The sequence below is a fragment of the Pseudomonas sp. R4-84 genome (assembly GCF_054130985.1).
Genome location: NZ_CP096390.1, coordinates 1,692,564 through 1,716,613 on the forward strand (window position 1 = coordinate 1,692,564; position 24,050 = coordinate 1,716,613).

Below are 24,050 nucleotides of genomic sequence, written 5' to 3' on the forward strand. Positions count from 1 at the left end.
TCCGTTTGAAAATTTGCGACACTGCGCAATCCCTATGGGGACTGCCCCTCTCTTGAGGCTTGTTTGATTCATTGTGGCGAGGGAGCTTGCTCCCGCTGGGCCGGCTGGCGCTCCAGTGCGCAGCGGCCCCTCTTTTTTGTGAGCGCTTCGCACTCAAGCGGGAGCAAGCTCCCTCGCCACGGATTCATCCATGTCTTGACTAAGCGGTAGCCCTGTAAGGGCGGTGTGCGGACCAAAAGATTTATGTGACCACCAGATCAGAGCGAGATTGGATGTGAGCAAGAGAGCCTATAACTTCTGTGCCGGCCCGGCGGCGCTTCCCGAAGCGGTCCTGAAGCGTGCCCAGGGCGAACTTCTCGACTGGCATGGCAAGGGCCTGTCGGTCATGGAGATGAGCCATCGCAGCGATGAATTCGTGTCCATCGCCACCAAGGCCGAGCAGGACCTGCGTGATCTGCTGAACATCCCGTCCAACTATAAAGTGCTGTTCCTGCAAGGCGGCGCCAGCCAGCAGTTCGCCCAGATTGCGCTGAACCTGCTGCCGGAAAACGGCTCGGCTGACTACATCGACACCGGTATCTGGTCGCAGAAGGCCATCGAAGAAGCGTCGCGCTACGGTCATGTCAACGTGGCGGCCACCGCCAAGCCCTACGACTATTTCGCGATACCCGGCCAGAACGAGTGGAAGCTGTCCAAGGACGCGGCGTACGTCCACTACGCGCCGAACGAAACCATTGGTGGCCTGGAATTCAACTGGGTCCCGGAAACCGGTGACGTGCCGCTGGTGGCCGACATGTCCTCGGACATCCTTTCGCGTCCAGTGGACATCTCCCGTTTCGGCATGATTTACGCCGGCGCCCAGAAGAACATCGGCCCGAGCGGCATTCTGGTCGCGATCATCCGCGAAGACCTGCTCGGTCGCGCCCGCTCTCTGTGCCCGACCATGCTCAACTACAAGGTCGCGGCGGACAACGGCTCGATGTACAACACCCCGCCGACCCTGGCCTGGTACCTGTCAGGCCTGGTCTTCGAGTGGCTGAAAGAGCAGGGCGGTGTCGAGGCTATCGGCAAGCTCAACGAAGTGAAGCAGCGCACGCTGTATGACTTCATCGATGCCAGCGGCCTCTACAGCAACCCGATCAACAAGTCTGATCGCTCCTGGATGAACGTGCCGTTCCGCCTGGCGGATGATCGTCTCGACAAGCCGTTCCTGGCCGGCGCCGACGAGCGCGGCCTGCTGAACCTCAAGGGCCACCGCTCGGTCGGCGGCATGCGCGCCTCCATTTACAACGCCGTGGACATCAACGCAGTCAACGCGCTGATTGCCTACATGGCGGAGTTCGAGAAGGAACACGGCTGATGTCTGAGCAAGAACTCAAGGCGCTGCGCCTACGCATCGATGCCCTGGATGAGAAAGTCCTGGAGTTGATCAGCGAGCGCGCACGCTGTGCCCAGGAAGTTGCCCGGGTAAAAATGGCGTCCCTAGCCGAGGGCGAAGTGCCGGTGTTCTACCGGCCGGAGCGCGAAGCCCAAGTGCTCAAGCGTGTCATGGAGCGCAACAAGGGGCCGTTGGGCAACGAAGAGATGGCGCGCTTGTTCCGCGAAATCATGTCCTCGTGCCTGGCTCTCGAACAGCCGCTGAAAGTCGCTTACCTGGGCCCGGAGGGCACCTTCACCCAGGCAGCGGCCATGAAGCATTTCGGTCACGCCGTGATCAGCAAGCCGATGGCGGCCATCGACGAAGTCTTCCGCGAAGTGGCGGCCGGTGCCGTGAATTTCGGCGTGGTGCCGGTGGAGAACTCCACCGAAGGTGCGGTCAACCACACCCTGGACAGCTTCCTCGAGCACGACATGGTGATCTGCGGCGAAGTCGAGCTGCGCATTCACCATCACCTGCTGGTGGGTGAGAACACCAAGACCGACAGCATCAGCCGGATCTACTCCCACGCACAGTCCCTGGCCCAGTGCCGCAAGTGGCTGGACGCCCATTACCCGAACGTCGAGCGCGTGGCGGTATCGAGCAATGCCGAGGCGGCCAAGCGGGTCAAGGGTGAGTGGAACTCGGCGGCGATCGCCGGCGACATGGCGGCAGGCCTTTACGAGCTGACGCGCTTGGCCGAGAAAATCGAGGACCGTCCGGACAACTCCACCCGGTTCCTGATGATCGGTAACCAGGAAGTCCCGCCGACGGGCGACGACAAGACCTCGATCATTGTCTCCATGAGCAACAAGCCGGGGGCACTTCATGAGCTGTTGGTGCCGTTCCATGACAACGGCATCGATCTGACGCGGATCGAGACTCGCCCTTCGCGCAGTGGTAAATGGACCTACGTGTTCTTCATCGATTTCGTCGGCCACCACCGCGATCCGCTGGTGAAAGGTGTGCTGGAGAAAATCAGTCAGGAAGCAGTGGCACTCAAGGTGCTGGGTTCCTACCCCAAGGCAGTTCTTTAAGGGCGGATAGCAAATGAGTGGCAACTTCCTCGCCCTGGCCCAGCCAGGCGTGCAACAACTTTCGCCCTACGTTCCAGGCAAGCCTGTGGACGAACTGGCCCGCGAGCTGGATCTTGACCCGGCCAGCATCGTCAAGTTGGCGAGCAACGAAAATCCGCTGGGCGCGAGCCCCAAGGCACTCGCGGCAATTCGCGACGAACTGGCCGAGCTGACGCGCTACCCCGATGGCAACGGCTTCGCCTTGAAAAGCCTGCTGGCCGAGCGCTGCTGCGTCGAGCTGAACCAGGTGACCCTGGGTAACGGCTCCAACGACATTCTCGAGCTGGTCGCCCGTGCGTACCTGGCGCCGGGCCTCAATGCCGTGTTCAGTGAACATGCGTTCGCGGTCTACCCGATTGCCACCCAGGCCGTCGGTGCCGATGCCCGTGTCGTTCCAGCCAAGGCTTGGGGGCACGACCTGCCCGCCATGCTCGCCACCATCGACGCCAATACCCGCGTAGTCTTCATCGCCAACCCGAACAACCCGACCGGCACCTGGTTCGACGCCCAAGCCCTGGACGACTTCCTGCAGGACGTGCCCGAGCACGTCCTGGTGGTGCTGGACGAGGCCTACATCGAATACGCCGAAGGCAGCGACTTGCCCGACGGGTTGGATTTCCTCGCCGCCTACCCGAACCTGCTGGTGTCGCGCACCTTCTCCAAGGCTTATGGCCTGGCGTCGCTTCGGGTTGGCTACGGCTTGTCCACTGCGGTGGTGGCCGATGTGCTGAACCGCGTGCGCCAACCATTCAACGTCAACAGCTTCGCCCTGGCTGCCGCTTGCGCCGCATTGCAGGATGAAGCCTACCTGGCGCAAAGCCGTCGCTTGAACGAAGCCGGCATGCAGCAATTGGAAGTGGGCTTGCGTGAGTTGGGTCTGGGCTGGATTCCTTCCAAGGGCAACTTCATTTGTGTGGACGTTGGACGCGTCGCGGCGCCGGTCTATCAAGGCTTGCTGCGCGAAGGCGTGATCGTGCGTCCGGTGGCCAACTACGGCATGCCGAATCACCTGCGGGTCACCGTTGGCCTGCCGGCGGAAAACAGCCGTTTCCTGGAGGCGCTGAGCAAGGTCCTGGCTCGTGGTTGATGTCACCTTGCTGCAACCTGCGACCCCTATGATCGGTCGCCTGGTGGTGGTCGGCCTGGGGTTGATTGGCGGTTCGTTCGCCAAGGGCCTGCGTGAAAGCGGGCTGTGCCAGGAAGTCGTGGGCGTCGATCTTGACCCGCATTCACGCAAGCTGGCGGTAGAGCTGGGCGTGGTGGACCGCTGTGAAGACGATTTGCAGGTCGCTTGCCAGGGCGCGGATGTGATCCAGCTGGCGGTGCCAATCCTGGCCATGGAGAAACTGCTGGCCCGATTGGCCGGCATGGAGCTCGGGCAAGCGATTCTCACCGACGTCGGCAGTGCCAAGGGCAATGTTGTGCGGGCGGCGACCGAGGCGTTTGGCGGCGTGCCGGCGCGTTTCGTGCCCGGTCACCCGATCGCCGGCTCCGAACAGAGCGGGGTCGAGGCTTCCAATGCCGAGCTGTTCCGTCGGCACAAGGTCATCCTGACGCCGTTGGACCAGACGGACCCGACGGCGCTGGCGGTGGTGGATCGCCTGTGGCGCGAGTTGGGTGCCGATGTCGAGCACATGCAGGTCGAGCGACACGACGAAGTATTGGCCGCCACCAGCCATTTGCCGCATCTGCTGGCGTTCGGTCTGGTGGATTCATTGGCCAAACGCAATGAAAATCTTGAGATCTTCCGTTACGCTGCCGGCGGTTTCCGCGATTTCACGAGAATCGCGGGTAGCGACCCGGTCATGTGGCATGACATCTTCCTCGCCAACCGTGAAGCTGTCCTACGCACACTCGATACATTTCGCAGCGACCTCGACGCCTTGCGCGACGCGGTCGATGCAGGGGACGGGCACCAATTGCTGGGCGTTTTCACACGTGCCAGGGTGGCCCGCGAGCATTTCAGTAAAATCCTGGCCCGTCGGGCCTATGTGGACGCTATGAACTCCAACGATCTGATTTTCCTGGCACAACCTGGTGGCTCCCTCAGTGGGCGGATTCGTGTACCGGGCGATAAATCGATTTCCCACCGTTCGATCATGCTCGGCTCGCTGGCCGAGGGCGTGACCGAGGTGGAAGGTTTCCTCGAGGGCGAAGACGCTCTGGCGACGCTGCAAGCGTTTCGCGACATGGGCGTGGTCATCGAAGGTCCGCACCACGGCCGCGTGACGATTCATGGTGTCGGCCTGCACGGCCTCAAGCCTGCGCCGGGCCCGATCTACCTGGGCAACTCCGGCACCTCGATGCGCCTGTTGTCCGGCCTGCTGGCCGCCCAGGACTTCGACAGCACCCTGACCGGCGATGCCTCGCTGTCCAAGCGCCCGATGAACCGTGTTGCCAACCCGTTGCGGGAAATGGGCGCGGTGATCGAGACCGCTGCCGAGGGCCGTCCACCCATGACCATTCGTGGTGGCAACAAGCTCAAGGGCCTGACCTACACCATGCCGATGGCCAGTGCCCAGGTGAAATCCTGCCTGCTGCTGGCGGGCCTCTACGCCGAAGGCAAGACGACGGTCACCGAGCCGGCTCCGACCCGCGACCACACCGAACGCATGCTGCGTGGCTTCGGTTACCCGGTCACGGTCGACGGCGCCACGGCGTCCGTTGAATCCGGCAACAAACTGACCGCGACCCACATCGAAGTGCCAGGCGATATCTCGTCGTCGGCGTTCTTCCTGGTGGCGGCCTCGATCGCCGAAGGCTCCGACCTGGTGCTGGAGCATGTCGGCATCAACCCGACCCGTACCGGCGTGATCGACATCCTGCGCCTCATGGGCGCCGACATCACCCTGGAGAACCAGCGTGAAGTGGGCGGCGAACCGGTTGCGGACTTGCGCGTACGAGCGGCTAAACTCAAGGGCATCGAGATTCCGGAAGCGCTGGTTCCCCTGGCGATTGACGAGTTCCCGGTGCTGTTCGTGGCGGCTGCCTGCGCGGAAGGCCGCACTGTGCTCACTGGCGCCGAAGAGCTGCGGGTCAAGGAATCGGATCGCATCCAGGTGATGGCGGATGGCCTGCTCGCGCTCGGCGTCAAATGTGAGCCGACGCCGGATGGCATCATCATCGACGGCGGCCAGATTGGTGGCGGCGAGGTCCATGGGCACGGTGATCACCGTATCGCCATGGCCTTCAGTGTTGCGTCCCTGCGCGCCAGCGCGCCGATCCGCATCCATGATTGCGCCAACGTCGCCACGTCGTTCCCGAACTTCCTGGCGTTGTGCGCGCAGGTCGGTATTCGAGTAGCACAAGAGGCACAGTCGTGAACATCAAGGCACCGGTCATCACCATCGATGGCCCAAGCGGATCGGGCAAGGGCACCATCGCCGGCATGCTGGCCAAGCAACTGGGCTGGAATCTGCTCGATTCCGGTGCCCTGTATCGCTTGCTGGCCTTCGCCGCGGCCAACCATGGCGTCGATCTGACCAACGAAGAGCTGCTCAAGGCCCTTGCCGCCCATCTGGACGTGCAGTTCATCGCGGCCACCGATGGCCAGTTGCAGCGGATCATCCTCGAAGGTGATGAAGTCAGTGATGTCATCCGCACCGAAAGCGTTGGCGCCGGGGCTTCCCAGGTCGCCGCGCTGCCGGCGGTGCGCGAAGCGTTGCTGCAACGCCAGCGGGCTTTCCAGGAGCCGCCGGGGCTGGTGGCGGACGGCCGGGACATGGGCACGGTGGTGTTCACCGATGCGCCGCTGAAGATTTTCCTGACCGCCAGCGCGGAGGAGCGGGCTCGCCGCCGATATTTGCAGTTGAAGGGCAAAGGCGAGGATGTTAGTCTGTCGAGTCTGCTAGATGAGATCCGTGCACGCGACGAGCGTGATACCCAGCGCGCAGTGGCCCCGCTAAAGCCGGCGGCCGATGCGATACAGCTGGATTCCACGGAGTTGTCCATCGATCAGGTGTTGCAACGCATCATGAGTGAAATCGCGCTTCGCGATATCGCCGGGTGACCAGGAAGCTCCGCAGGGGACCAGTCATAGTCCTGCGGTGCTTCTTATATATGAAACTAACCCACATCGTCTGGGGTGTGGAGATGGGCGTTTACTTCGCCCTAATCAACAGGAATTAAAATGAGCGAAAGCTTTGCGGAACTCTTTGAAGAAAGCTTGAAAACCCTGAACCTTCAGGCAGGCTCCATCATCACCGGCGTTATCGTTGATATCGATTACCAGGCTCGCTGGGTAACCGTTCACGCTGGTCTGAAGTCTGAAGCGCTGATCCCGCTTGAGCAGTTCTACAACGACGCTGGCGAACTGAACATCAACGTTGGTGACGAAGTTCACGTAGCGTTGGATTCGGTTGAAGATGGCTTCGGTGAAACCAAGCTGTCCCGTGAAAAAGCCAAGCGTGCTGAATGCTGGATCGTTCTGGAAGCGGCCTTCGCAGCTGAGGAAGTGGTCAAGGGCGTTATCAACGGTAAGGTTAAAGGCGGCTTCACTGTCGACGTTAACGGCATCCGTGCGTTCCTGCCAGGTTCCCTGGTTGACGTTCGTCCAGTGCGCGACACCACGCACCTGGAAGGCAAAGAGCTGGAATTCAAGGTCATCAAGCTGGACCAGAAGCGCAACAACGTTGTCGTTTCCCGTCGCAGTGTCCTGGAAGCCGAGAACTCCGCCGAGCGTGAAGCTCTGCTGGAATCGCTGCAGGAAGGCCAGCAGGTCAAGGGTATCGTCAAAAACCTCACCGATTACGGCGCATTCGTCGATCTGGGTGGCGTCGATGGCCTGCTGCACATCACCGACATGGCCTGGAAGCGTATCAAGCATCCTTCGGAAATCGTCAACGTTGGCGACGAGATCGATGTCAAGGTTCTGAAGTACGATCGCGAGCGCAATCGTGTTTCCCTGGGCCTCAAGCAACTGGGTGAAGATCCATGGGTCGCTATCAAAGCCCGTTACCCAGAAGGCACCCGCGTCACCGCCCGTGTTACCAACCTCACCGACTACGGCTGCTTCGCTGAGCTGGAAGAAGGCGTTGAAGGCCTGGTACACGTTTCCGAAATGGACTGGACCAACAAGAACATCCACCCTTCGAAAGTCGTACAAGTCGGCGACGAAGTGGAAGTCATGGTTCTGGACATCGACGAAGAGCGTCGTCGTATCTCCCTCGGCATCAAGCAGTGCAAGTCCAACCCATGGGAAGACTTCTCTGGCCAGTTCAACAAGGGCGATAAAATCTCCGGCACCATCAAGTCGATCACCGATTTCGGTATCTTCATTGGTCTGGACGGCGGCATCGACGGCCTGGTTCACCTGTCCGACATCTCCTGGAACGAAGTGGGCGAAGAAGCCGTACGCCGTTTCAAGAAGGGCGACGAGCTGGACACCGTTATCCTGTCGGTTGACCCAGAGCGCGAGCGCATCTCCCTGGGTATCAAGCAACTGGAAAGCGACCCGTTCTCCGAGTACGTTCAAGAGAACGACAAAGGCGCAATCGTTAAGGGCATCGTGAAAGAAGTTGACGCCAAAGGCGCCATCATCACCCTGGCCGACGATATCGAAGCGACTCTGAAAGCCTCCGAAATCAGCCGTGACCGCGTTGAAGACGCGCGCAACGTCCTGAAGGAAGGCGAAGAAGTAGAAGCCAAGATCATCAGCGTTGACCGCAAGAGCCGCGTAATCCAGCTCTCCATCAAGTCGAAAGACGACGCTGAAGAGAAAGAAGCAATCCAGAGCCTGCGCGACAAGCCAGCTACTGACATTGCTGCTGGTCCTACCACTCTGGGCGACCTGCTGCGTGCACAGATGGAAAAACAGAACTGAGTTCTGTAAGACCATAGAAAAAGGGCGACTTCGGTCGCCCTTTTTTGTGCCTGCGATTTCTGGTTTGCCAAGGCATTGTAGGGTTGTCCCAGGCGTTCCTCTCGAAGCGTTGCGAAACCAAACGGCCAGCATGGGTGTCTCTTCTATGACACAGCTGGGAAATTCGGGACAGGGATGCGTCCCTCTAACGAAGGATCTGAATGAATAAGCTCTTTCTGATGTTGGTTGTTCTGCTGCTGGCAGGCTGCGCCACGAGCGCCAAGACCCACGCCGTGCGAGGTGTCAGCGGTATCGAGATCGATTGCTCAGGGCTGGGCTCCGGCTGGGAGAAGTGCCTTAAGCGCGCAGCCAAGGAGTGCAAGGGGGCAGGCTACAAGGTGATCACTCGATCCGATGATGCAAAAGACCAGGATCAATACCCCTTTGGCTTCAATCCGGCGGGTTACCTGACTCGCACCATGCTGGTCATGTGCCGCTAACCTGCAAAATGTTTTCAGTCTGCGCCAAAAAGGGGCGATCAGGAGGCGCTGAAGATATGTCAAGAGTTGGGCTGTTCAAATTCCTCCGGGCATGCTAAAACCTTTGAAGCGATTTTCCTAGCTGCTTGAAAAAGAAGGGAAAAACATGACGAAGTCGGAGTTGATCGAACGAATTGTCACCCATCAAGGGCTGCTCTCATCCAAGGATGTAGAGCTGGCCATCAAGACCATGCTTGAACAAATGTCCCAATGCCTGGCGACCGGAGATCGTATCGAAATCCGCGGGTTCGGCAGTTTCTCCCTGCACTACCGCGCCCCTCGTGTGGGTCGCAACCCAAAAACAGGTCAATCTGTCAGCCTCGATGGAAAATTCGTACCTCATTTCAAGCCGGGCAAGGAGCTCCGAGACCGGGTGAACGAGGAAGAGGGTGACGAGGTCTGAATCGACCCCAAAAAAAGAGGTCTCCATGCGGAACTTTAGGCGCCTTGCGCTTGTCGTACTTGCGGTGCTCGTGGCTTCGGCTATCGTACTGTTCGTGCTTGAAAACAATCAGCCTGTCGCGCTGTTGTTCCTGGGATGGTCGGCACCGCAACTTCCTGTTTCGGTTTTTGTGTTGCTCGCGCTCCTCTCTGGAATGATGATTGGCCCCCTATTGGCGTGGATCGCCGGGAGAGGTCGGCGGCTGAAATAAATGGATGTGTGAGCCCAGTAGTCTCGTAGTAAGGATCACTGCCGCAAATTTCTGACTTTGGGTATGTTGCATTTGTTTAAGTTTAATAAAAAGACCGCTGTGTCCGTCGGGGACTTGCCCGCCTTACCTTTTAATGCGACCCGTGTGTCTGCAAGCGCAAAGCTAAAAAAAGGGAGCGAGGCTATCCATGCAAGATGATCGTATTGCAACGCGCGACGACGATGAAATCGACCTGATCGCCCTCGCTCGCGGGCTTTGGGCTCAAAAATGGCTGATCCTCGCCATTACTCTTCTGGTCACTGCTGGCGCTGCTGCTTACGCGTTCCTCAGCAAACCTGTCTATGAAGCAAAGCTTTTTATCATGCCGCCGACTCAGAATGAGATCGCTGAGCTGAACTATGGGCGTGGGAAAAGTACGGAGCTGGAAACTTATACCATCAAGCATGTTTACGATGTATTTGCTCGTAACTTGCAGGGTGAGTCGCTTCGTCAGACTTTTTTTAATGAGGTTTATCTTCCTTCGCTTGATGAGTCGCAGCGAGAGGGAGCTCTTGATCGTTTGTACGAGCGGTTCTCTCGACAGCTGGTCGTCAAAGGGCCTGGGAAGGATACGCCAGATCGTTTCTCCGTCACTGTGCAAATCGGCGACCCGGTGAAGGCTACCGAGTGGGCCAAGGCTTACGTAGCCCGCGCCAGTGAGGCTGCCGAGGCAGAGCTCGTCAAGAACGTGACGACTGAAGCTTCGGTGAGAGCGCGCAATCTGGAGCAGCGTATTGTCAGCTTGCGCGAGACTGCTCAGCGGATACGTGAGGACAGGATTCAGCAATTGCGGGAAGCGTTGAAAATTGCCGAGGCGATTGGATTGACTACGCCGACTGTTAACTCTTCTGCTGCGGTGGATATTACCGTTGATACCGGTAGCAAGATGGATTATCAGCGTGGTAGCAAAGCTTTGGCTGCTGAGATCAAAACGTTGGAGTCCAGAACCTCAGATGACGCGTTTATAGAAGATCTGCGGACGTTGCAGATGCGGTATAACTTTTATCGTAAGTTGAATGTTGATCCTGAGCTTATTTCGGTTTATCGGCAGGATGGTAGTGTTGAGGTGCCGGAGAGCCCGGTTAAGCCGAGGAAGAGCTTAATTGTGGTGTTGGGCGCAATCATAGGTTTGATTCTGGGTGGGTTTGCGGCATTGATTTGTTTTGCCTTTGTCCGGAACCGGATTAAGTGAGTTCTCTTCATTCATAGAATTTAGCGTCTGGGGGGGGGGCTTTGCTGGCCTGTTATCGTCGTGGTGTGCGGCGATAGCGGGCTTTTTATATTTTTTGAAACTGAGTTTATGCTTGAGTAAGTTATTTAATCGGTAGCTATAACGCGCGTCATATATTCGATAGTATCTATGGCTTCATAGGCTGGCTACTTCGTTTTATAGATTTGCCTTGGCAAGTTGTCGCAGGCCAGCTACATACCCAGCAGCAGACGCATACTTACGATCATCACGCTGCTCCATCGCTCTACCTGTGCTAGCAAGCTGAGTTGAATCATCTGGACAAAATTCTCATTTACCCATGAAAATGGAGCTGGTGCGGGCGAGGGGAAATGCTTCCTTGGTGACCCTCCTCAGCAGGTTTCATTCGTCGATATAGTGATATTTTTTTGGGTTTTTGTAGCTGATAAGCAGGGAAATCATGTTGACAAAATATAAAATTATGCGTGGCTTGTTTAAGCGAAGGTCAGTAAGGACTCTGATTTGGACTGTCGTGGCCTTTTTTAATAAGAAGCGCCTAGCTGATTTTGTAAGGACTCAGGTAAATAGAAAAGAGGAGTCATTTGTAGTATTCGATGTCGAGTCTATAGATTCGGTGGTTGCAGAGCTGGAGATTAATGGTGCTCTAGCTGGGCCGTCGTTGCCAAAGGATGTTGTCGAGTATCTCTTGGACTATTCGGAAAGCAATCCCTGTTTCGCGGACAGAGATCAAGCAAAAGGTTTTTATTTAACAGATAGGGATAAAGCCCAGAAAGCGCTCGGCAAGGAGCTTTTGTTGGCTCAATACTTTGATGCGGAGCAAGACGAAAAAATTTCTAAATTGGCTAACGATCCGTATTTGCTATTGGTTGCTGCTAAGTACTTGAAAGTTCCTCCAAAGTTAATGAGTGTTAATATGTGGTGGACTTTTCCGGTAAACGCCAGTGCGGAAGACAAGGCGCGCCATGCGCATGTCTTTCATTTTGATTTGGATGACTTGAAGTTCGTTAAATTTTTCTTTTATTTGACCGATGTGGATGATGATGCTGGTCCTCATATTTTTGTAAAAACGTCGAATAGATTGATTAAATACGAATCGCCGATGTTCAAGTCTCGCCGCTTTACCGACGAAGAAATTATCTCCGCGTATGGGGCTGATAATGTTGTCAAGGTTTTAGGGCCGGCTGGGACGTGTTTGATAGAAGACACTATCACTGTACACAAAGGTGTTACGCCAGTTTCTCGGGCAAGGCTTATGCTGCAGTTCGAGTATTCGATTAATACTTATTCGGAAGTTAGTTGTGTTGGTGATAGAGAGGCTCAGAAAATATTCGTCTAGGCTGAATGCCTGGTCCTATTTGTTGTTCGCTGGCGGAGCCTCTATGATTGCTGCGCTAAAGGGGTTCGCTTACGCGCATTTACTTTCTTTTGATCAATATGCTCAAATAAATTATTATTTGTTGATTGTAGGGCTGGGCGCCCTTCTTGTTGGTTCTGGTGTAATAGTTAGATGCCATTCGGAGATGCCGTTATTAGCCAGTAATGAGAAGAAGTTATCTGAGTTTGTGTTGAATGTAAAATGGTTTGGTGGCGTTTGCTGGCTGGTTGGGCTTATCGGATTAATTGGCTACGGGGTTCTTTCGAATGCTCCGATGCTTATATTTTTACTCTCGCTAGTCCAAGTGTTGGTTTTTTTTGTTTTTACTGTTGATCTGATGGTTGTAAAGAGCAAAAAGAGGTTCGTGGAGTATGCGAAGCGGTTGCTTTATCGAAACTTGTTCATCGCTTTAGCTGGCTTGTGTGTTGCATTTGTCACAGTTAATGCCACATACGCGATTTTGGCTGAGGTTCTTGTAGGGGGTATTCTTTGCTTTAAGTCTCTGATGTCATGGCTCGTAAAAATGGTTGTTCCAAACCGGACATTTCTTCTGGATTGCTTGAAGTTTGTGCCTGTGACTTGTGTTGGGGCATTTATGCAGTACGTGGATAGGGTCTTTGCTGCCTATTATTTAAGTCCCAAAGATTTTTCACGCTTTTCTTACCTCTCACTTGTTGTGATGGTGGCGCTTTCTATTCAGCAGTTGATAAATACCCGGGTGATTACTCTGTTGCCGGAGATATGTCTGGATAGTCCTAGGGCGGGTTTCAGGTACGTTGCCAGGATTTCCTTCCTGGTATGCTTGTTTTTGTCGGTGGCGCTGCTATGTTTGCTTTGGCTTTTGCAAAGTCGCTGGTTTGCTGCCGAATGGCTAGAGGCGAGTGCTGGGGTTGGCGCGGTTTTCTTGATGTGCGCAATATTGCGTTCGGCTGATTTCTTCACGTCTTATTTGCTTGTGATGTCGCAAAGAAACAAACTTCTTGCTGTTCAGTTATGTATGCTTGGGTTGTTTTTTATTCTTTCTGTGTCTTACAGCTTGATATTTGAGTCGGGTGGTATTTTTGCTTTCGTTTCTTTGATGTGTGTAGGTTTCTCTGTGCAGTTGTTTTTTTTGATTTTCTTTTCTTGGAGAGTTAGTTTTGCTAAAGAAACTATCTGATGGTGTGGTTGCCCGGCTTAGAGTCTTCGGGTTGTTTTTTTCGATGCTCGCCCGTAGATCGTTAATCTCGCCTTTTTCTAGGGTCTCTAGGCGAGGACGTATATTGATCGGGAGGCGAGTCACTGTAAAAAGTGCGTTGTTGAACGCAGGTGTTGGAGAGGTCAAACTCGATGATGGGGTGTGGCTAAATAGTGGCGTTGAGCTTTCCGCGCTGACGCGAATCCGTATAGGCGAAGGAACGACAATCCAGCGGAACGTGACCATAAATGGTGACGTTTCAATTGGCAGGGAATGCCTTCTGGCGCCAAACATTTTTATGTCTTCAGCTTCGCATGTGCATGATCGTTACCCCGGGATCAGCATTCGCGAGCAAGAGCGGCGAATTTCCCGTGAGGACTTTTTGGCGACCTACAATAAGCCAATCGAGATCGGCGATGATGTTTGGATTGGCGCGAATGCGGTTATAATGCCCGGTGTTGAAATAGGTTCGCATTCGGTGATTGGTGCTAATTCTGTGGTGACCAAGGATGTTCCGGTAGGGGCAATTGTAGTAGGTGGTCCTGCAAAAATAATTAAGTTTCGCTTTGGGTTTGAGGGACTGTAGATGTTGAGCAACAAGACGATTTTGGTGACCGGCGGTACCGGCTCGTTCGGTAACACATTCGTACCGATGACCCTGGCCAAATACAACCCCAAGAAGATCATCATCTTCTCAAGGGACGAAATGAAGCAATGGGACATGGCGAAAAAATTCGAGGGTGACCCTCGTGTTCGCTTCTTTATTGGCGATGTTCGCGACAAAGAACGCCTTTATCGGGCCCTTGATGGAGTTGACTACGTTGTCCATGCGGCCGCTACCAAGATCGTACCGACTGCTGAATACAATCCTTTCGAGTGCATCAAGACCAATATCAACGGCGCCATGAACCTGATCGATGCCTGCATCGACAAAGGCATCAAGCGGGTGGTGGCGTTGTCCACCGACAAAGCCAGCAGCCCGATCAATCTGTACGGTGCCACCAAGCTGGCGTCTGACAAACTTTTCGTTGCCGGGAACTCATACGTAGGTGGTCACGAAACTCGCATGGCTGTTGTGCGCTATGGCAACGTCATGGGCTCGCGGGGCTCGGTTATTCCCTTTTTCATGTCTATCAAGGACAAGGGCGAGCTACCGATCACCGATGAGCGAATGACCCGCTTCATGATTTCGCTGGAGGAAGGTGTCGAGTTGGTCTGGCACGCTTTCGAAGACATGGAAGGCGGCGAAATCTATGTGAAGAAGATCCCTTCAATGAAGGTGACCGACCTTGCCCGTGTTGTGGCTCCCGACGCCAAGCAAAAGATTGTTGGTATCCGCCCAGGCGAAAAATTGCACGAGCAGATGATCAGCGCTGAGGATTCGTATTACACCTACGAGTACCCAGAGCATTTCAAGATCCTGCCGGTCATCAACGAGTGGGCGACCTGCCCGAAACGCATCAAGGATGGCAAGAAAGTCGCGGAAGGGTTCGTCTACGCCAGCGATAACAATACCGAATGGATGAGCGACGAGGATCTACGCAACTGGATCACCGCTAACGAAGCGAAGATCGGGAGTATCTGATCCATGATTCCATACGGTCGCCAGGATATAACCCAAGCCGATATCGACGCGGTTGTCGGTGTGCTGCAATCTGATTTCCTCACCCAGGGGCCGATGGTGCCTCGTTTTGAGCAGCAGGTTGCTGCCCATGTGGGCGCCAGGCATGCGCTTGCGGTGAATAGCGCTACGTCGGCGTTGCATATCGCATGTCTTGCGTTGGGTCTTGGTCCCGGTGATCGTTTATGGACGAGTCCCGTTACGTTTGTCGCTTCTGCGAACTGTGGTTTGTATTGCGCTGCTCAAGTTGATTTCGTTGATATCGATCCTCGTACCTACAATCTTTGCCCTCAGGCGCTGGAGCGCAAGCTGGTAAAGGCTGAGCGAGAGGGTACGCTGCCTAAGGTGGTCGTGCCGGTACACCTTTGTGGCCAGCCCTGCGATATGCAGGCCATACAAAAACTCGCCAAGCGCTACGGCTTCAAGGTGATAGAGGATGCCTCTCACGCCATCGGTGGAAAATACCAAGGCGATTTCATTGGGAGCGGCAAATACAGCGACATTACGGTATTCAGCTTTCATCCGGTGAAGATAATCACTACCGCAGAAGGTGGGATGGCGCTGACCAATAATGCCGAACTTGCGAACAAGATGGCGCTTTTGCGCAGCCACGGCATTACTCGTGATCCGCAACAAATGACTCACGACTCAGACGGTCCCTGGTACTACCAGCAGATAGACCTGGGTTTCAATTATCGAATGACCGAACTGCAAGCAGCCTTGGGCTTAAGTCAGATGGAGCGTCTGGATCAGTTCATTGCTCGGCGACACCAGTTGGCAACGCGTTATAACGATCTGCTCGCGGCGCTGCCTGTAACTGTTCCATGGCAACATCCCGACAGTTATTCAGGCTTGCACCTCTACGTGATTCGGCTACAACTGGCAAAAATCAGCAAGAGCCACCGTCAAGTGTTCGAATCGCTGAGGGACCAGGGGATCGGGGTGAACCTGCATTACATTCCTGTCCATACGCAGCCGTACTATGCGCAGATGGGGTTCAAGCCGGAAGATTTCCCGGTAGCCCAGGATTACTATCGCGAAGCTATCAGCATTCCGATGTTCCAGACCATGAGTGATGAACAGCAAGACCAGGTGGTAGCTGCCATCAAACAGGCAGTGAACGCATGAGACTGGCCGTCATTCCTGCCCGGGGCGGCAGCAAGCGCATCCCAAGAAAAAACATCAAGATTTTTTGTGGCAAGCCGATGATCGCTTGGTCAATCGAGGCGGCGCTCGAGAGTGGCTGTTTTGATAAGGTCATTGTGTCTACGGATGACGAAGAGATTGCCGGTGTTGCGCGTGATTGCGGAGCCAGCGTTCCATTCATGCGTCCAGCTGAGTTGGCTGACGACTACACCGGAACAATACCGGTTATTCAGCAAGCAATTGAACGTCTCAGGGCTGATGGGTTTGAAGCCCAGCAGGTTTGCTGCCTTTATGCTACAGCCCCGTTTGTCAGCCCTGAAGATTTGCAGCGAGGTCTGGCGACTCTTGAACGAACGGGCAGCCAATACGCGTTTTCAGTCACCAGCTATGCATTCCCCATTCAGCGAGCGATTCGCCTGTCTGAAAACGGAGGCGTGGAAATGTTTCACGCCGAGCACTTCAACACTCGCTCACAAGATCTGGAAGAAAGCTATCACGACGCCGGGCAGTTTTATTGGGGGCTGACAACTGCATGGCTGGCTGGGCATATGATTTTCAGCCCACAGTCGAGCGCTGTTGTACTACCGCGCCATCGTGTGCAAGACATCGATACCCCAGAAGATTGGGTTCGTGCTGAATGGATGTATAAAGCCTTTCAAGCGGAAAGCGCCAAAGCATGAAAGGCATGACGGTAGTATTCAGGGCAGATGCCTCGGTGCTGATTGGCAGCGGGCATGTAATGCGTTGCTTAACTTTGGCTGAAGCTCTGCGTGCTGAAGGCGCTACATGCTATTTCATTTGTAGGGAGCACCCAGGAAATCTGCTTGATTTTGTTCGGAGCAAGCATTTCGAAGCGTTTGCACTGGACGCGACTGAGAGCCCTGGCGCCGCTGGCTACTCAGTTTTCCCGGAAAGCCAACTAACTCACTCTGCTTGGCTCGGAGCTTCCCAAACGCAAGATGCCAGCGAGTGTGCTGCCCTGTTAGGCGAGTTAATGCCTGACTGGCTGGTAGTGGATCATTATGCTCTGGATGCCCGGTGGGAAAACGCACTGAAGAAATACTATAACGCTCTTTTAGTTATAGATGACCTCGCGGACCGTCCGCATGTTTGCAAAATACTCCTCGATCAGAACCACGGGCGTACGGAGCGAGACTACATAGGGCTTGTGCCCGATGGCTGCCAAATACTGGCTGGTGCACGGTTCGCACTGTTACGCCCAGAGTTTGCCCAGCTGCGTAAGCGAAGCCTTGAGAGACGAAGCTCTTCGGTGCTCCAGCATCTGCTGATTACGATGGGAGGCGTCGATCAAGCAAATGCCACAGGGCTCGTCCTGCGGATCCTGCGAGACTGCCCTCTACCTGACGATTGCCGAATAAGCGTAATCATGGGACTTAACGCTCCTTGTCTGGCTTCTGTAAACGAAATCGCGGCGACCATGCCTTGGCCTACCGAAGTGTTGGTTAACGTGTCTGATATGGCTGAGCGCATGACTTCGGCAGATCTAATCATCGGTGCCGCTGGCAGTACCTCCTGGGAGCGCTGCTGCTTGGGTGTGCCGACCATTATGGTGGTGTTGGCGGATAATCAAAAATCTGGGGCAGAAGCACTCTCGCGTTCCGGCTGCGTCGTGCTCGTTGGACAAGCGAACGATGTTCCCGAACGCTTACCGGCGGCCATATTCGATTTAACACAAGGCTGTTCCTTGTCGGAGCTAAGCCGGCAGGCAAAAAACGTCTGCGACGGTTTAGGTGTTGAGCGGTTAATCGGGAGCATGGGCAATGGATAATGCGCAGCGGGACTCATCTATCCGGAAGATGACGGCAGACGATTTGAACCTTGTACTTGCCTGGAGGAATCATCCGGATATACGTCGTTTTATGTATACCCAGCATGAAATCAAGCTTGAAGAGCATCGAACCTGGTTCATGCGTGCGTCCGTTGATGCAAGCAAGCATTTACTGATTTTCCAAATGGACGGCGCAGCCCAAGGCTTCGTGAATATAACCGAACTCGGCGTACCTGGAGTCGCTGACTGGGGGTTCTACATAGCGCCTGAAGCAGAGAAGGGCACAGGCCGAGAATTGGGAAAGGCGGCGCTGGATTACGCGTTTAGAGCTCTCCATCTGCATAAGATCTGCGGACAAGCCCTTGCCTATAATGAACGATCAATCAAGTTTCATCTTGGTATGGGATTTCAGCAAGAAGGAGTTCTGCGCGATCAACACTACGACGGCGAAAACTATCATTCAGTTATTTGCTTTGGATTATTGAGCGCCGAATGGCAGCCAGAAGAGAGTCAATCGTATGCGAAATCCTAGTATCAATATAGCCGGCAGAAAAATTGGCGCAGACGAGCCCCCGTATATTATTGCAGAGCTGTCCGCCAATCATAATGGCAATTTTGAGACTGCAAAGCGGATTATGGAAGAGGCCAAGAAGGCGGGCGCCGACGCGATCAAGCTGCAGACATATACCGCTGACACTATTACGTTAGATTGCGATTCGGCCGATTTCCAGATTCGTGGTGGGTTGTGGGATGGGCGGACATTGTATGAGCTTTATAAAGAAGCCCACATGCCCTGGGAATGGCATGCTCCGCTTTTTGACTATGCAAAAAAGCTCGACATCACTATTTTCAGCTCGCCTTTCGACTCGACGGCAGTTGATCTTCTCGAAAGTCTGAACGCACCTGCTTATAAAATTGCTTCGTTCGAAGCGATTGACCTACCGCTAATAAAATATGTGGCCAGTACGGGCAAACCGATGATCATCTCTACCGGGATGGCAGACGCAGACGAGATAGCTGAGGCAATCGAGGCCGCGCGAGAGGGCGGTTGTAAGGAACTGGCTGTCCTTCACTGCGTTAGTGGTTATCCAGCGCCGGCAGAAGATTATAATCTACGTACTATTCCGGATATGATCCATCGCCATGGTTTGGTGACCGGGTTATCTGACCATACATTAGACAATACAACGGCAATTACAAGCGTTGCACTCGGGGCGTCGATTATCGAGAAACACTTTACCCTTGATCGCAGCGGCGGCGGCCCAGATGACAGTTTTTCGCTACAACCCCAAGAGCTTATGGCGCTGTGCCAGGATAGTAAAACGGCATGGGCGGCGCTGGGCAAGGTTGATTATGGGTGTAAGTCTAGTGAGCAAGGAAATGTGCAATTCAGGCGCTCCCTCTATGCAGTGGAAAATATCGCCAAGGGTGAGATCATTAGTCTGAAAAATGTACGAAGTGTGCGCCCGGGCTATGGGTTGCCGCCGAAATACCTCGACATTATCTTAGGAAAAAGCGCTGCTGTTGATATCAAGAAAAACACGCCGTTGAGTTTTGACGTCTTAATATGAGTGGCAATGTAAGTGGGAAAGGGCGGGCTGAATTGATAATTGCCAAGAAAAATTTATTGCATATTATTTTGCCTGTTGCAATAGTGTTGGCTGTCGCGTTGTTGTTCTTGGTGCTTGAATTGTCTATTCCCTATACATCCGCAGTTGCGGATGTATACCCTGCCTATGGGGTGTATGCTCTATTTTATATGGTCATGGTTGTTTCGTACTTTCTGGTGTCGCTAGGTCTATATTTTATTGATGCGCGTACGATTTCAGCCTCTGTATATTCGCCGTCTCGTGAGTTGTATACAGTTATGAGGCTGTCGTGCTGGCTGTCGATATTAGGGCTTGGTTTCTTAATTATAGACCGGTCTTTATATCAGGGTGTGGATTACTTAAGTAGTAATTTTGTGGAGATCAGGTCACGGTTGAATTCTGAAAGAGCCGGCGCTGAGGGTGTCTCTTCTATTTTTAGCGTGGTGGGGAATCTGTTGCAATTCTGGTACTATTTTGCTTTTGTATTTCTAGTTTATTACTATGAATTTTTTTCCCGCAAACAGCGATGGGTCTTAGCGTCGTTGATTTTTGTCGCGCTTTTGACAGGGTCTTATATTCTCGGCGGACGCTCACTCATCGGTGTGTTGGTCGTTAGTTTTATTGCGGTAATTATCGCCCGAGGAAGTTCCGGTCGAGGTGCGTATACAGAACTGTTTAAGGTAAGATCTTTGGTTTGGATTTTCTTTGCGGGTATGCTTTGTTTGGCTGCAATCATGTTTGTTTTTTATGCACGAGCCTCTGTGGGTGGAAATGACTCGGAGGCTTACCTAAATAGCTTTGTAGATCACCTCCATGGCATGAAAACCCAATCTTACAATGCCTGTGACTCTGGAGCTGTTTGCGATATAAAAAATTACCTTCTTCTGACCGCCTTATATGTAACCCATACGTTCTGGGTGCTGTCCGAAAATATCCAATATTTACCTTCTGATGCGGGCGGGTCTGCGTTATGGGGGGGCATACTCGCCTTGAGTTCGAAAGTTATCGGCTCGGCAGGTGGCGAATATCAGTATGCGGGATTATTTAACTCCTTGCCAGGATCGATTTATTACGAGTATGGTTTACTTGGGGTTGTCGCAGGAGCGCTTTTGTTGGCTAGCCTCTTGGCTTGGATGAACTTCTCCATTCTGCGCTCTAGCGGTATATTTAAGGTGATATTTTATGTTGCTTTACTGGATACGTTGTTAGTAGCCCCTGTCCTTTCATCTATGAATGTAATTATGTTTATTTTTGTCTTGGTTTCGCTGTGTTCGGCGGCAGGTATATATATGTTTTTGTGCTCGATAAAAAAGGAGGTTAGGTCTTTATGAGGATCGGACTTGTCAATATGTTCTCTTTTAGGCCTCACGTCGAGCATTTGTATTATTTGGCTAGAATGCTTGAAGATGGCGGGCACGAGATTTTCTATCTGACCTGTGACGGTGCAGTGAGTAATTGCTACTCCCGAGCAATCAAAGGCAAGCGGAAGCTAGAAGAGTGTCCCAAATGTATCTTGGGAGGCGTCAGGAGCTTTCCGGTAAAAAATGTCACTTCTGTAAGCTCTGGCTCTGAGAGTCTAGACTCAGATGTGTTAGACCGTCTCGCCCTGTCCAGTTCATGTACGTTAAACCGGACCGAATCTGAGATTGAGTGGAATGAGCCTCAAGTCGTTACGGTCAGGGAAAGTTTGTATGTACCTATTAACACAGTGTACCAAAGCGCCGCCCGGTGGATAGAAGATAACCGTATAGAAGCGGTAATTTGTTTCAATGGTAGAATGGATTTGCCCCGGGCTATTACGTATGCGTGTGAGCAGAAAAATATTCCCTATATCACTCATGAGCGAACTTGGTTCGGTGACGGGCTCCAGTTGATCCCCAACGCGAACTGTCTGTCGCTTAAGGCACTGGGCGATATGGTTAAAGAATACGATGATAGACCTTTGACTGCTGAACAGGCGAGGTTGGCGGGACGTCTGGCAGGTGAACGCTTCCTGCAAAAAAATTCTCTCGAATGGCGTCTATATAATAGAAATCCCGAACCTGCACCTTGGCCGTTAACCAGCGACGGGCCCCGAGTACTGGTTATTCCAAGTAGCAAAAACGAATTTGCCGGTCACGATGAGTGGCGTACGGAGTGGACGGACAACACCAAGGCACTTGATGATCTATTCGAAGCGTTTTCAATAAAGCCAGAGCAAGTAGTGGTTCGCTGTCATCCAAATTGGGCTGAAAACATCGGGAAAGTAGTCGGTGACAGATCGCTTTCTTTATATAAAGAGTGGGCGTTCAAGAATAATATCTATTGTATATCCAGCGAGCAAAAGGCAAGTACCTATGATCTTATTCAGCAGGCGGATATAGTAGTCCTTAATGGCGGAAGCTCTGCAGTCGAAGCCGGGGTATGTGGCAAGCAAGTTATCTGCATGGGGCCTTCAACGTATCAGGAGGCGGGTTTTTTAAGGGCGTTTAGAGATAAGCAGTCTTTATATGCAAATGATGCTCGGGTTTCGCTTGATCCAGATGTCGTTATTCGCAAAACATTACGCTTTTTATATTTAAGATCTCACCGCTTCTCACAATACGTAAAATATGTCAAAGCTGTGGAGACTACGCGTTACAGGTATTTCGAGGGAGCTGACCCTGAGAGAATTATCTCCATGCTAAAAACAGGTAAGCTGACAGCTGACGACGCGACGTTCGCTGACGATGGCTATGGCGAAGACGTCGTAGTCGACGCCCTGAAGAAGAAGGAATGGGCGCAGCTTGCAGAATACGAGGCCCAGCCGATCATGTTGGAGCCACTTTTGATACGCAGGCGTTTCGGGTTGCGCTGGGTAGATAATGTTAGGGCAAAAATGCCAAGAGGAGATCGAGGTTGAGCGAGTTTGCGCGGAAATTAGTTTCAGTCATCATGCCTTCTTATAATGCGGAGGGCTTGATCGCGCGGTCGATACAGTCTGTGATTGATCAATCTTATACCAATTGGGAGCTGATTGTTATAGATGACTGCTCGAAGGACGCAACCCGTCAAGTTGTCCAATCGTTCGTAGAGAAAGACTCGAGAATCAAGCTTATATCTCTTGAAAAAAATAATGGAGCTCCGGCGGCTCCTAGAAATATTGGAGTACGTAATTCATCTGGCGATTGGATTGCTTTTCTAGATGCGGATGATATATGGCATCCTCAGAAGCTGAAGCTGCAAATTGACGCGCTTCAGACGAGTAATGTCGATTTTTGTTGCACCCAAATGAAAGATTTTACTGATGATACGCTTCTCACTTTTGATCCGGTGATGGAAGTTGCCTTGGAGCAAATCAGTTTCGCTAAGCAGCAGATAAAAGGCCGGATTCCTACCTCTAGCGTGGTGGTTAAGAAGGATCTCATGTTGCGCTTTCCTTTCAATGAGGATATCCGCTACAAGGCAGTTGAGGATTATCATTGCTGGTTGAGAATGCATGAGGAAATCGGGGCTACAATAAAGCTTTGTTATCCTTTGCTGAGCTATAGACGAATAGTAGGCCAAATATCAGGTTCGAAAAAATACATGCTTGAGCGTATGTATATGGTTCATAAAGAATATCCTGGAACTTCTGCTGCTCAAGCAGCGCTTTACACAATTACCCATGCGCTGGGTGGATTTTACTATCGAATTTTGAGGAAGGGATTATGAAACGTGTAATGGTTACTGGCGGGGCAGGCTTCGTTGGCTCTCATTTGTGTGAGCGGCTGTTGGAACGGGGCTATGAAGTTCTTTGTGTGGACAATTTTTATACCGGTGCTAAGCGCAATATCGCTCACCTGTTACAGAATCCGTACTTTGAACTTCTTCGTCACGATGTAACCTTCCCATTACATGTAGAGGTTGATGAAATTTATAATCTGGCCTGCCCAGCATCTCCTGTACATTATCAATTCGATCCGGTGCAAACGTTGAAAACCAGCGTTCACGGCGCGATTAATATGTTGGGGCTCGCTAAACGAACTAAAGCCAAAATTTTTCAAGCTTCTACCAGTGAGGTGTACGGCGATCCAGAAGTGCATCCCCAGCCTGAGTCCTATTGGGGGAAGGTAAACCCTATTGGCATCCGGTCGTGCTACGACGAAGGGAAACGCTGTGCAGAGACACTTTTTTCTGACTATCACCGGCAGCATAATGTTCGGATAAAAATTGCTCGTATTTTTAACACCTATGGCCCACGTATGCATCCGAATGATGGCAGGGTCGTAAGCAACTTCATTGTTCAAGCGCTTCGTGGAGAGGACATCACTATCTACGGTGAGGGACAGCAGACCCGTAGCTTCTGTTACGTCGACGATCTAGTAGAAGGGTTTCTGCGCTTGATGGATACACCCGATAGCGTCACGGGCCCAGTCAATCTCGGTAACCCGGGTGAATTCACTATTCGGCAGCTGGCTGAGCGAGTGCTGGAACTGGTGGGTTCGAATTCGAAACTTGTGTTCCAGCCGTTACCTCAGGATGATCCCCAGCAGCGCCAGCCGGATATTAGCTTAGCTAAGGAGCTGTTGAATTGGCAGCCGACAATTATGCTTGATCAAGGTTTGGAAAAAACGATCAAGTATTTTGACAATCTGTTGTCGGAAAAAAGTTAAAAGTTG

General features: G+C 53.0%; 23 protein-coding genes. All 23 read left to right on the forward strand.

The features are described from left to right. The first annotated feature begins 274 nt into the window (after positions 1–274). Positions 275–1,360, forward strand: coding sequence for a 3-phosphoserine/phosphohydroxythreonine transaminase (gene serC, locus M1D68_RS07950; protein ID WP_420767787.1), 1,086 nt, complete (start codon positions 275–277; stop codon positions 1,358–1,360). After that, positions 1,360–2,454 carry a prephenate dehydratase gene (pheA, locus tag M1D68_RS07955; RefSeq protein ID WP_420767788.1) on the forward strand — a complete coding sequence of 365 codons (1,095 nt, stop codon included), beginning with the start codon at positions 1,360–1,362 and terminating at the stop codon, positions 2,452–2,454. The genes serC and pheA overlap by 1 nt, the downstream gene beginning before the upstream one ends. A gap of 13 nt (positions 2,455–2,467) precedes the next feature. Further along, complete coding sequence (gene hisC, locus M1D68_RS07960) at positions 2,468–3,580, forward strand: histidinol-phosphate transaminase (RefSeq protein WP_457969916.1); 1,113 nt, start codon at positions 2,468–2,470, stop codon at positions 3,578–3,580. Between the two features lie 28 nt (positions 3,581–3,608). Continuing rightward, complete coding sequence (locus M1D68_RS07965; RefSeq protein ID WP_434564088.1) at positions 3,609–5,816, forward strand: bifunctional prephenate dehydrogenase/3-phosphoshikimate 1-carboxyvinyltransferase; 2,208 nt, start codon at positions 3,609–3,611, stop codon at positions 5,814–5,816. Continuing rightward, positions 5,813–6,502, forward strand: coding sequence for a (d)CMP kinase (cmk, locus tag M1D68_RS07970; RefSeq protein ID WP_030141014.1), 690 nt, complete (start codon positions 5,813–5,815; stop codon positions 6,500–6,502). The genes M1D68_RS07965 and cmk overlap by 4 nt, the downstream gene beginning before the upstream one ends. Before the next feature lie 120 nt (positions 6,503–6,622). After that, positions 6,623–8,314: a 30S ribosomal protein S1 gene (rpsA, locus tag M1D68_RS07975; protein WP_030141013.1), complete on the forward strand. Its 1,692-nt coding sequence runs from the start codon at positions 6,623–6,625 to the stop codon at positions 8,312–8,314. Positions 8,315–8,514: 200 nt separating this feature from the next. Further along, complete coding sequence (locus tag M1D68_RS07980; protein WP_457969918.1) at positions 8,515–8,793, forward strand: hypothetical protein; 279 nt, start codon at positions 8,515–8,517, stop codon at positions 8,791–8,793. A 145-nt stretch (positions 8,794–8,938) separates the two neighbouring features. Further along, on the forward strand, positions 8,939–9,235 hold the full coding sequence (gene ihfB / locus M1D68_RS07985) for an integration host factor subunit beta (RefSeq protein WP_420767791.1): 297 nt from the start codon (positions 8,939–8,941) through the stop codon (positions 9,233–9,235). Positions 9,236–9,260: 25 nt separating this feature from the next. Continuing rightward, positions 9,261–9,485, forward strand: a complete 225-nt coding sequence (locus tag M1D68_RS07990; protein WP_457969920.1) for a lipopolysaccharide assembly protein LapA domain-containing protein — start codon at positions 9,261–9,263, stop codon at positions 9,483–9,485. A 187-nt stretch (positions 9,486–9,672) separates the two neighbouring features. Beyond that, the gene (locus M1D68_RS07995) at positions 9,673–10,716 is read left to right on the forward strand and encodes an LPS O-antigen chain length determinant protein WzzB (protein ID WP_457969922.1); all 1,044 of its coding nucleotides are present in this window, start codon (positions 9,673–9,675) and stop codon (positions 10,714–10,716) included. A gap of 457 nt (positions 10,717–11,173) precedes the next feature. Next, a complete protein-coding gene (locus tag M1D68_RS08000) occupies positions 11,174–12,070 on the forward strand; it encodes a hypothetical protein (protein WP_434650359.1) in 897 nt (298 codons plus the stop codon). Between the two features lie 43 nt (positions 12,071–12,113). Further along, complete coding sequence (locus M1D68_RS08005; RefSeq protein ID WP_457969924.1) at positions 12,114–13,268, forward strand: hypothetical protein; 1,155 nt, start codon at positions 12,114–12,116, stop codon at positions 13,266–13,268. A gap of 139 nt (positions 13,269–13,407) precedes the next feature. Beyond that, positions 13,408–13,872 (forward strand): acyltransferase, encoded by a 465-nt coding sequence (locus M1D68_RS08010; RefSeq protein ID WP_434650363.1) that lies wholly within the window; start codon positions 13,408–13,410, stop codon positions 13,870–13,872. Further along, positions 13,873–14,871: a UDP-N-acetylglucosamine 4,6-dehydratase (inverting) gene (gene pseB / locus M1D68_RS08015; protein WP_434650365.1), complete on the forward strand. Its 999-nt coding sequence runs from the start codon at positions 13,873–13,875 to the stop codon at positions 14,869–14,871. Between the two features lie 3 nt (positions 14,872–14,874). Next, positions 14,875–16,035 carry a UDP-4-amino-4,6-dideoxy-N-acetyl-beta-L-altrosamine transaminase gene (gene pseC, locus M1D68_RS08020; protein WP_434650367.1) on the forward strand — a complete coding sequence of 387 codons (1,161 nt, stop codon included), beginning with the start codon at positions 14,875–14,877 and terminating at the stop codon, positions 16,033–16,035. After that, on the forward strand, positions 16,032–16,733 hold the full coding sequence (gene pseF / locus M1D68_RS08025; protein WP_434650369.1) for a pseudaminic acid cytidylyltransferase: 702 nt from the start codon (positions 16,032–16,034) through the stop codon (positions 16,731–16,733). The genes pseC and pseF overlap by 4 nt, the downstream gene beginning before the upstream one ends. After that, entirely contained in the window at positions 16,730–17,842 is a 1,113-nt protein-coding gene (gene pseG / locus M1D68_RS08030) for a UDP-2,4-diacetamido-2,4,6-trideoxy-beta-L-altropyranose hydrolase (RefSeq protein ID WP_457969927.1), read from the forward strand. The genes pseF and pseG overlap by 4 nt, the downstream gene beginning before the upstream one ends. Continuing rightward, positions 17,835–18,374, forward strand: a complete 540-nt coding sequence (gene pseH, locus M1D68_RS08035; RefSeq protein ID WP_434650373.1) for a UDP-4-amino-4,6-dideoxy-N-acetyl-beta-L-altrosamine N-acetyltransferase — start codon at positions 17,835–17,837, stop codon at positions 18,372–18,374. Before pseG ends, pseH begins: the two co-directional genes overlap by 8 nt. Continuing rightward, on the forward strand, positions 18,361–19,413 hold the full coding sequence (pseI, locus tag M1D68_RS08040) for a pseudaminic acid synthase (protein ID WP_457969929.1): 1,053 nt from the start codon (positions 18,361–18,363) through the stop codon (positions 19,411–19,413). Before pseH ends, pseI begins: the two co-directional genes overlap by 14 nt. After that, positions 19,410–20,762: a hypothetical protein gene (locus M1D68_RS08045; RefSeq protein WP_434650377.1), complete on the forward strand. Its 1,353-nt coding sequence runs from the start codon at positions 19,410–19,412 to the stop codon at positions 20,760–20,762. Before pseI ends, M1D68_RS08045 begins: the two co-directional genes overlap by 4 nt. Then, positions 20,759–22,312: a capsule biosynthesis protein gene (locus M1D68_RS08050; RefSeq protein WP_434650379.1), complete on the forward strand. Its 1,554-nt coding sequence runs from the start codon at positions 20,759–20,761 to the stop codon at positions 22,310–22,312. The genes M1D68_RS08045 and M1D68_RS08050 overlap by 4 nt, the downstream gene beginning before the upstream one ends. Further along, complete coding sequence (locus M1D68_RS08055) at positions 22,309–23,103, forward strand: glycosyltransferase family 2 protein (RefSeq protein ID WP_434650381.1); 795 nt, start codon at positions 22,309–22,311, stop codon at positions 23,101–23,103. The genes M1D68_RS08050 and M1D68_RS08055 overlap by 4 nt, the downstream gene beginning before the upstream one ends. After that, positions 23,100–24,044, forward strand: a complete 945-nt coding sequence (locus M1D68_RS08060; RefSeq protein ID WP_434650383.1) for a UDP-glucuronic acid decarboxylase family protein — start codon at positions 23,100–23,102, stop codon at positions 24,042–24,044. The genes M1D68_RS08055 and M1D68_RS08060 overlap by 4 nt, the downstream gene beginning before the upstream one ends. Positions 24,045–24,050: the final 6 nt, after the last annotated feature.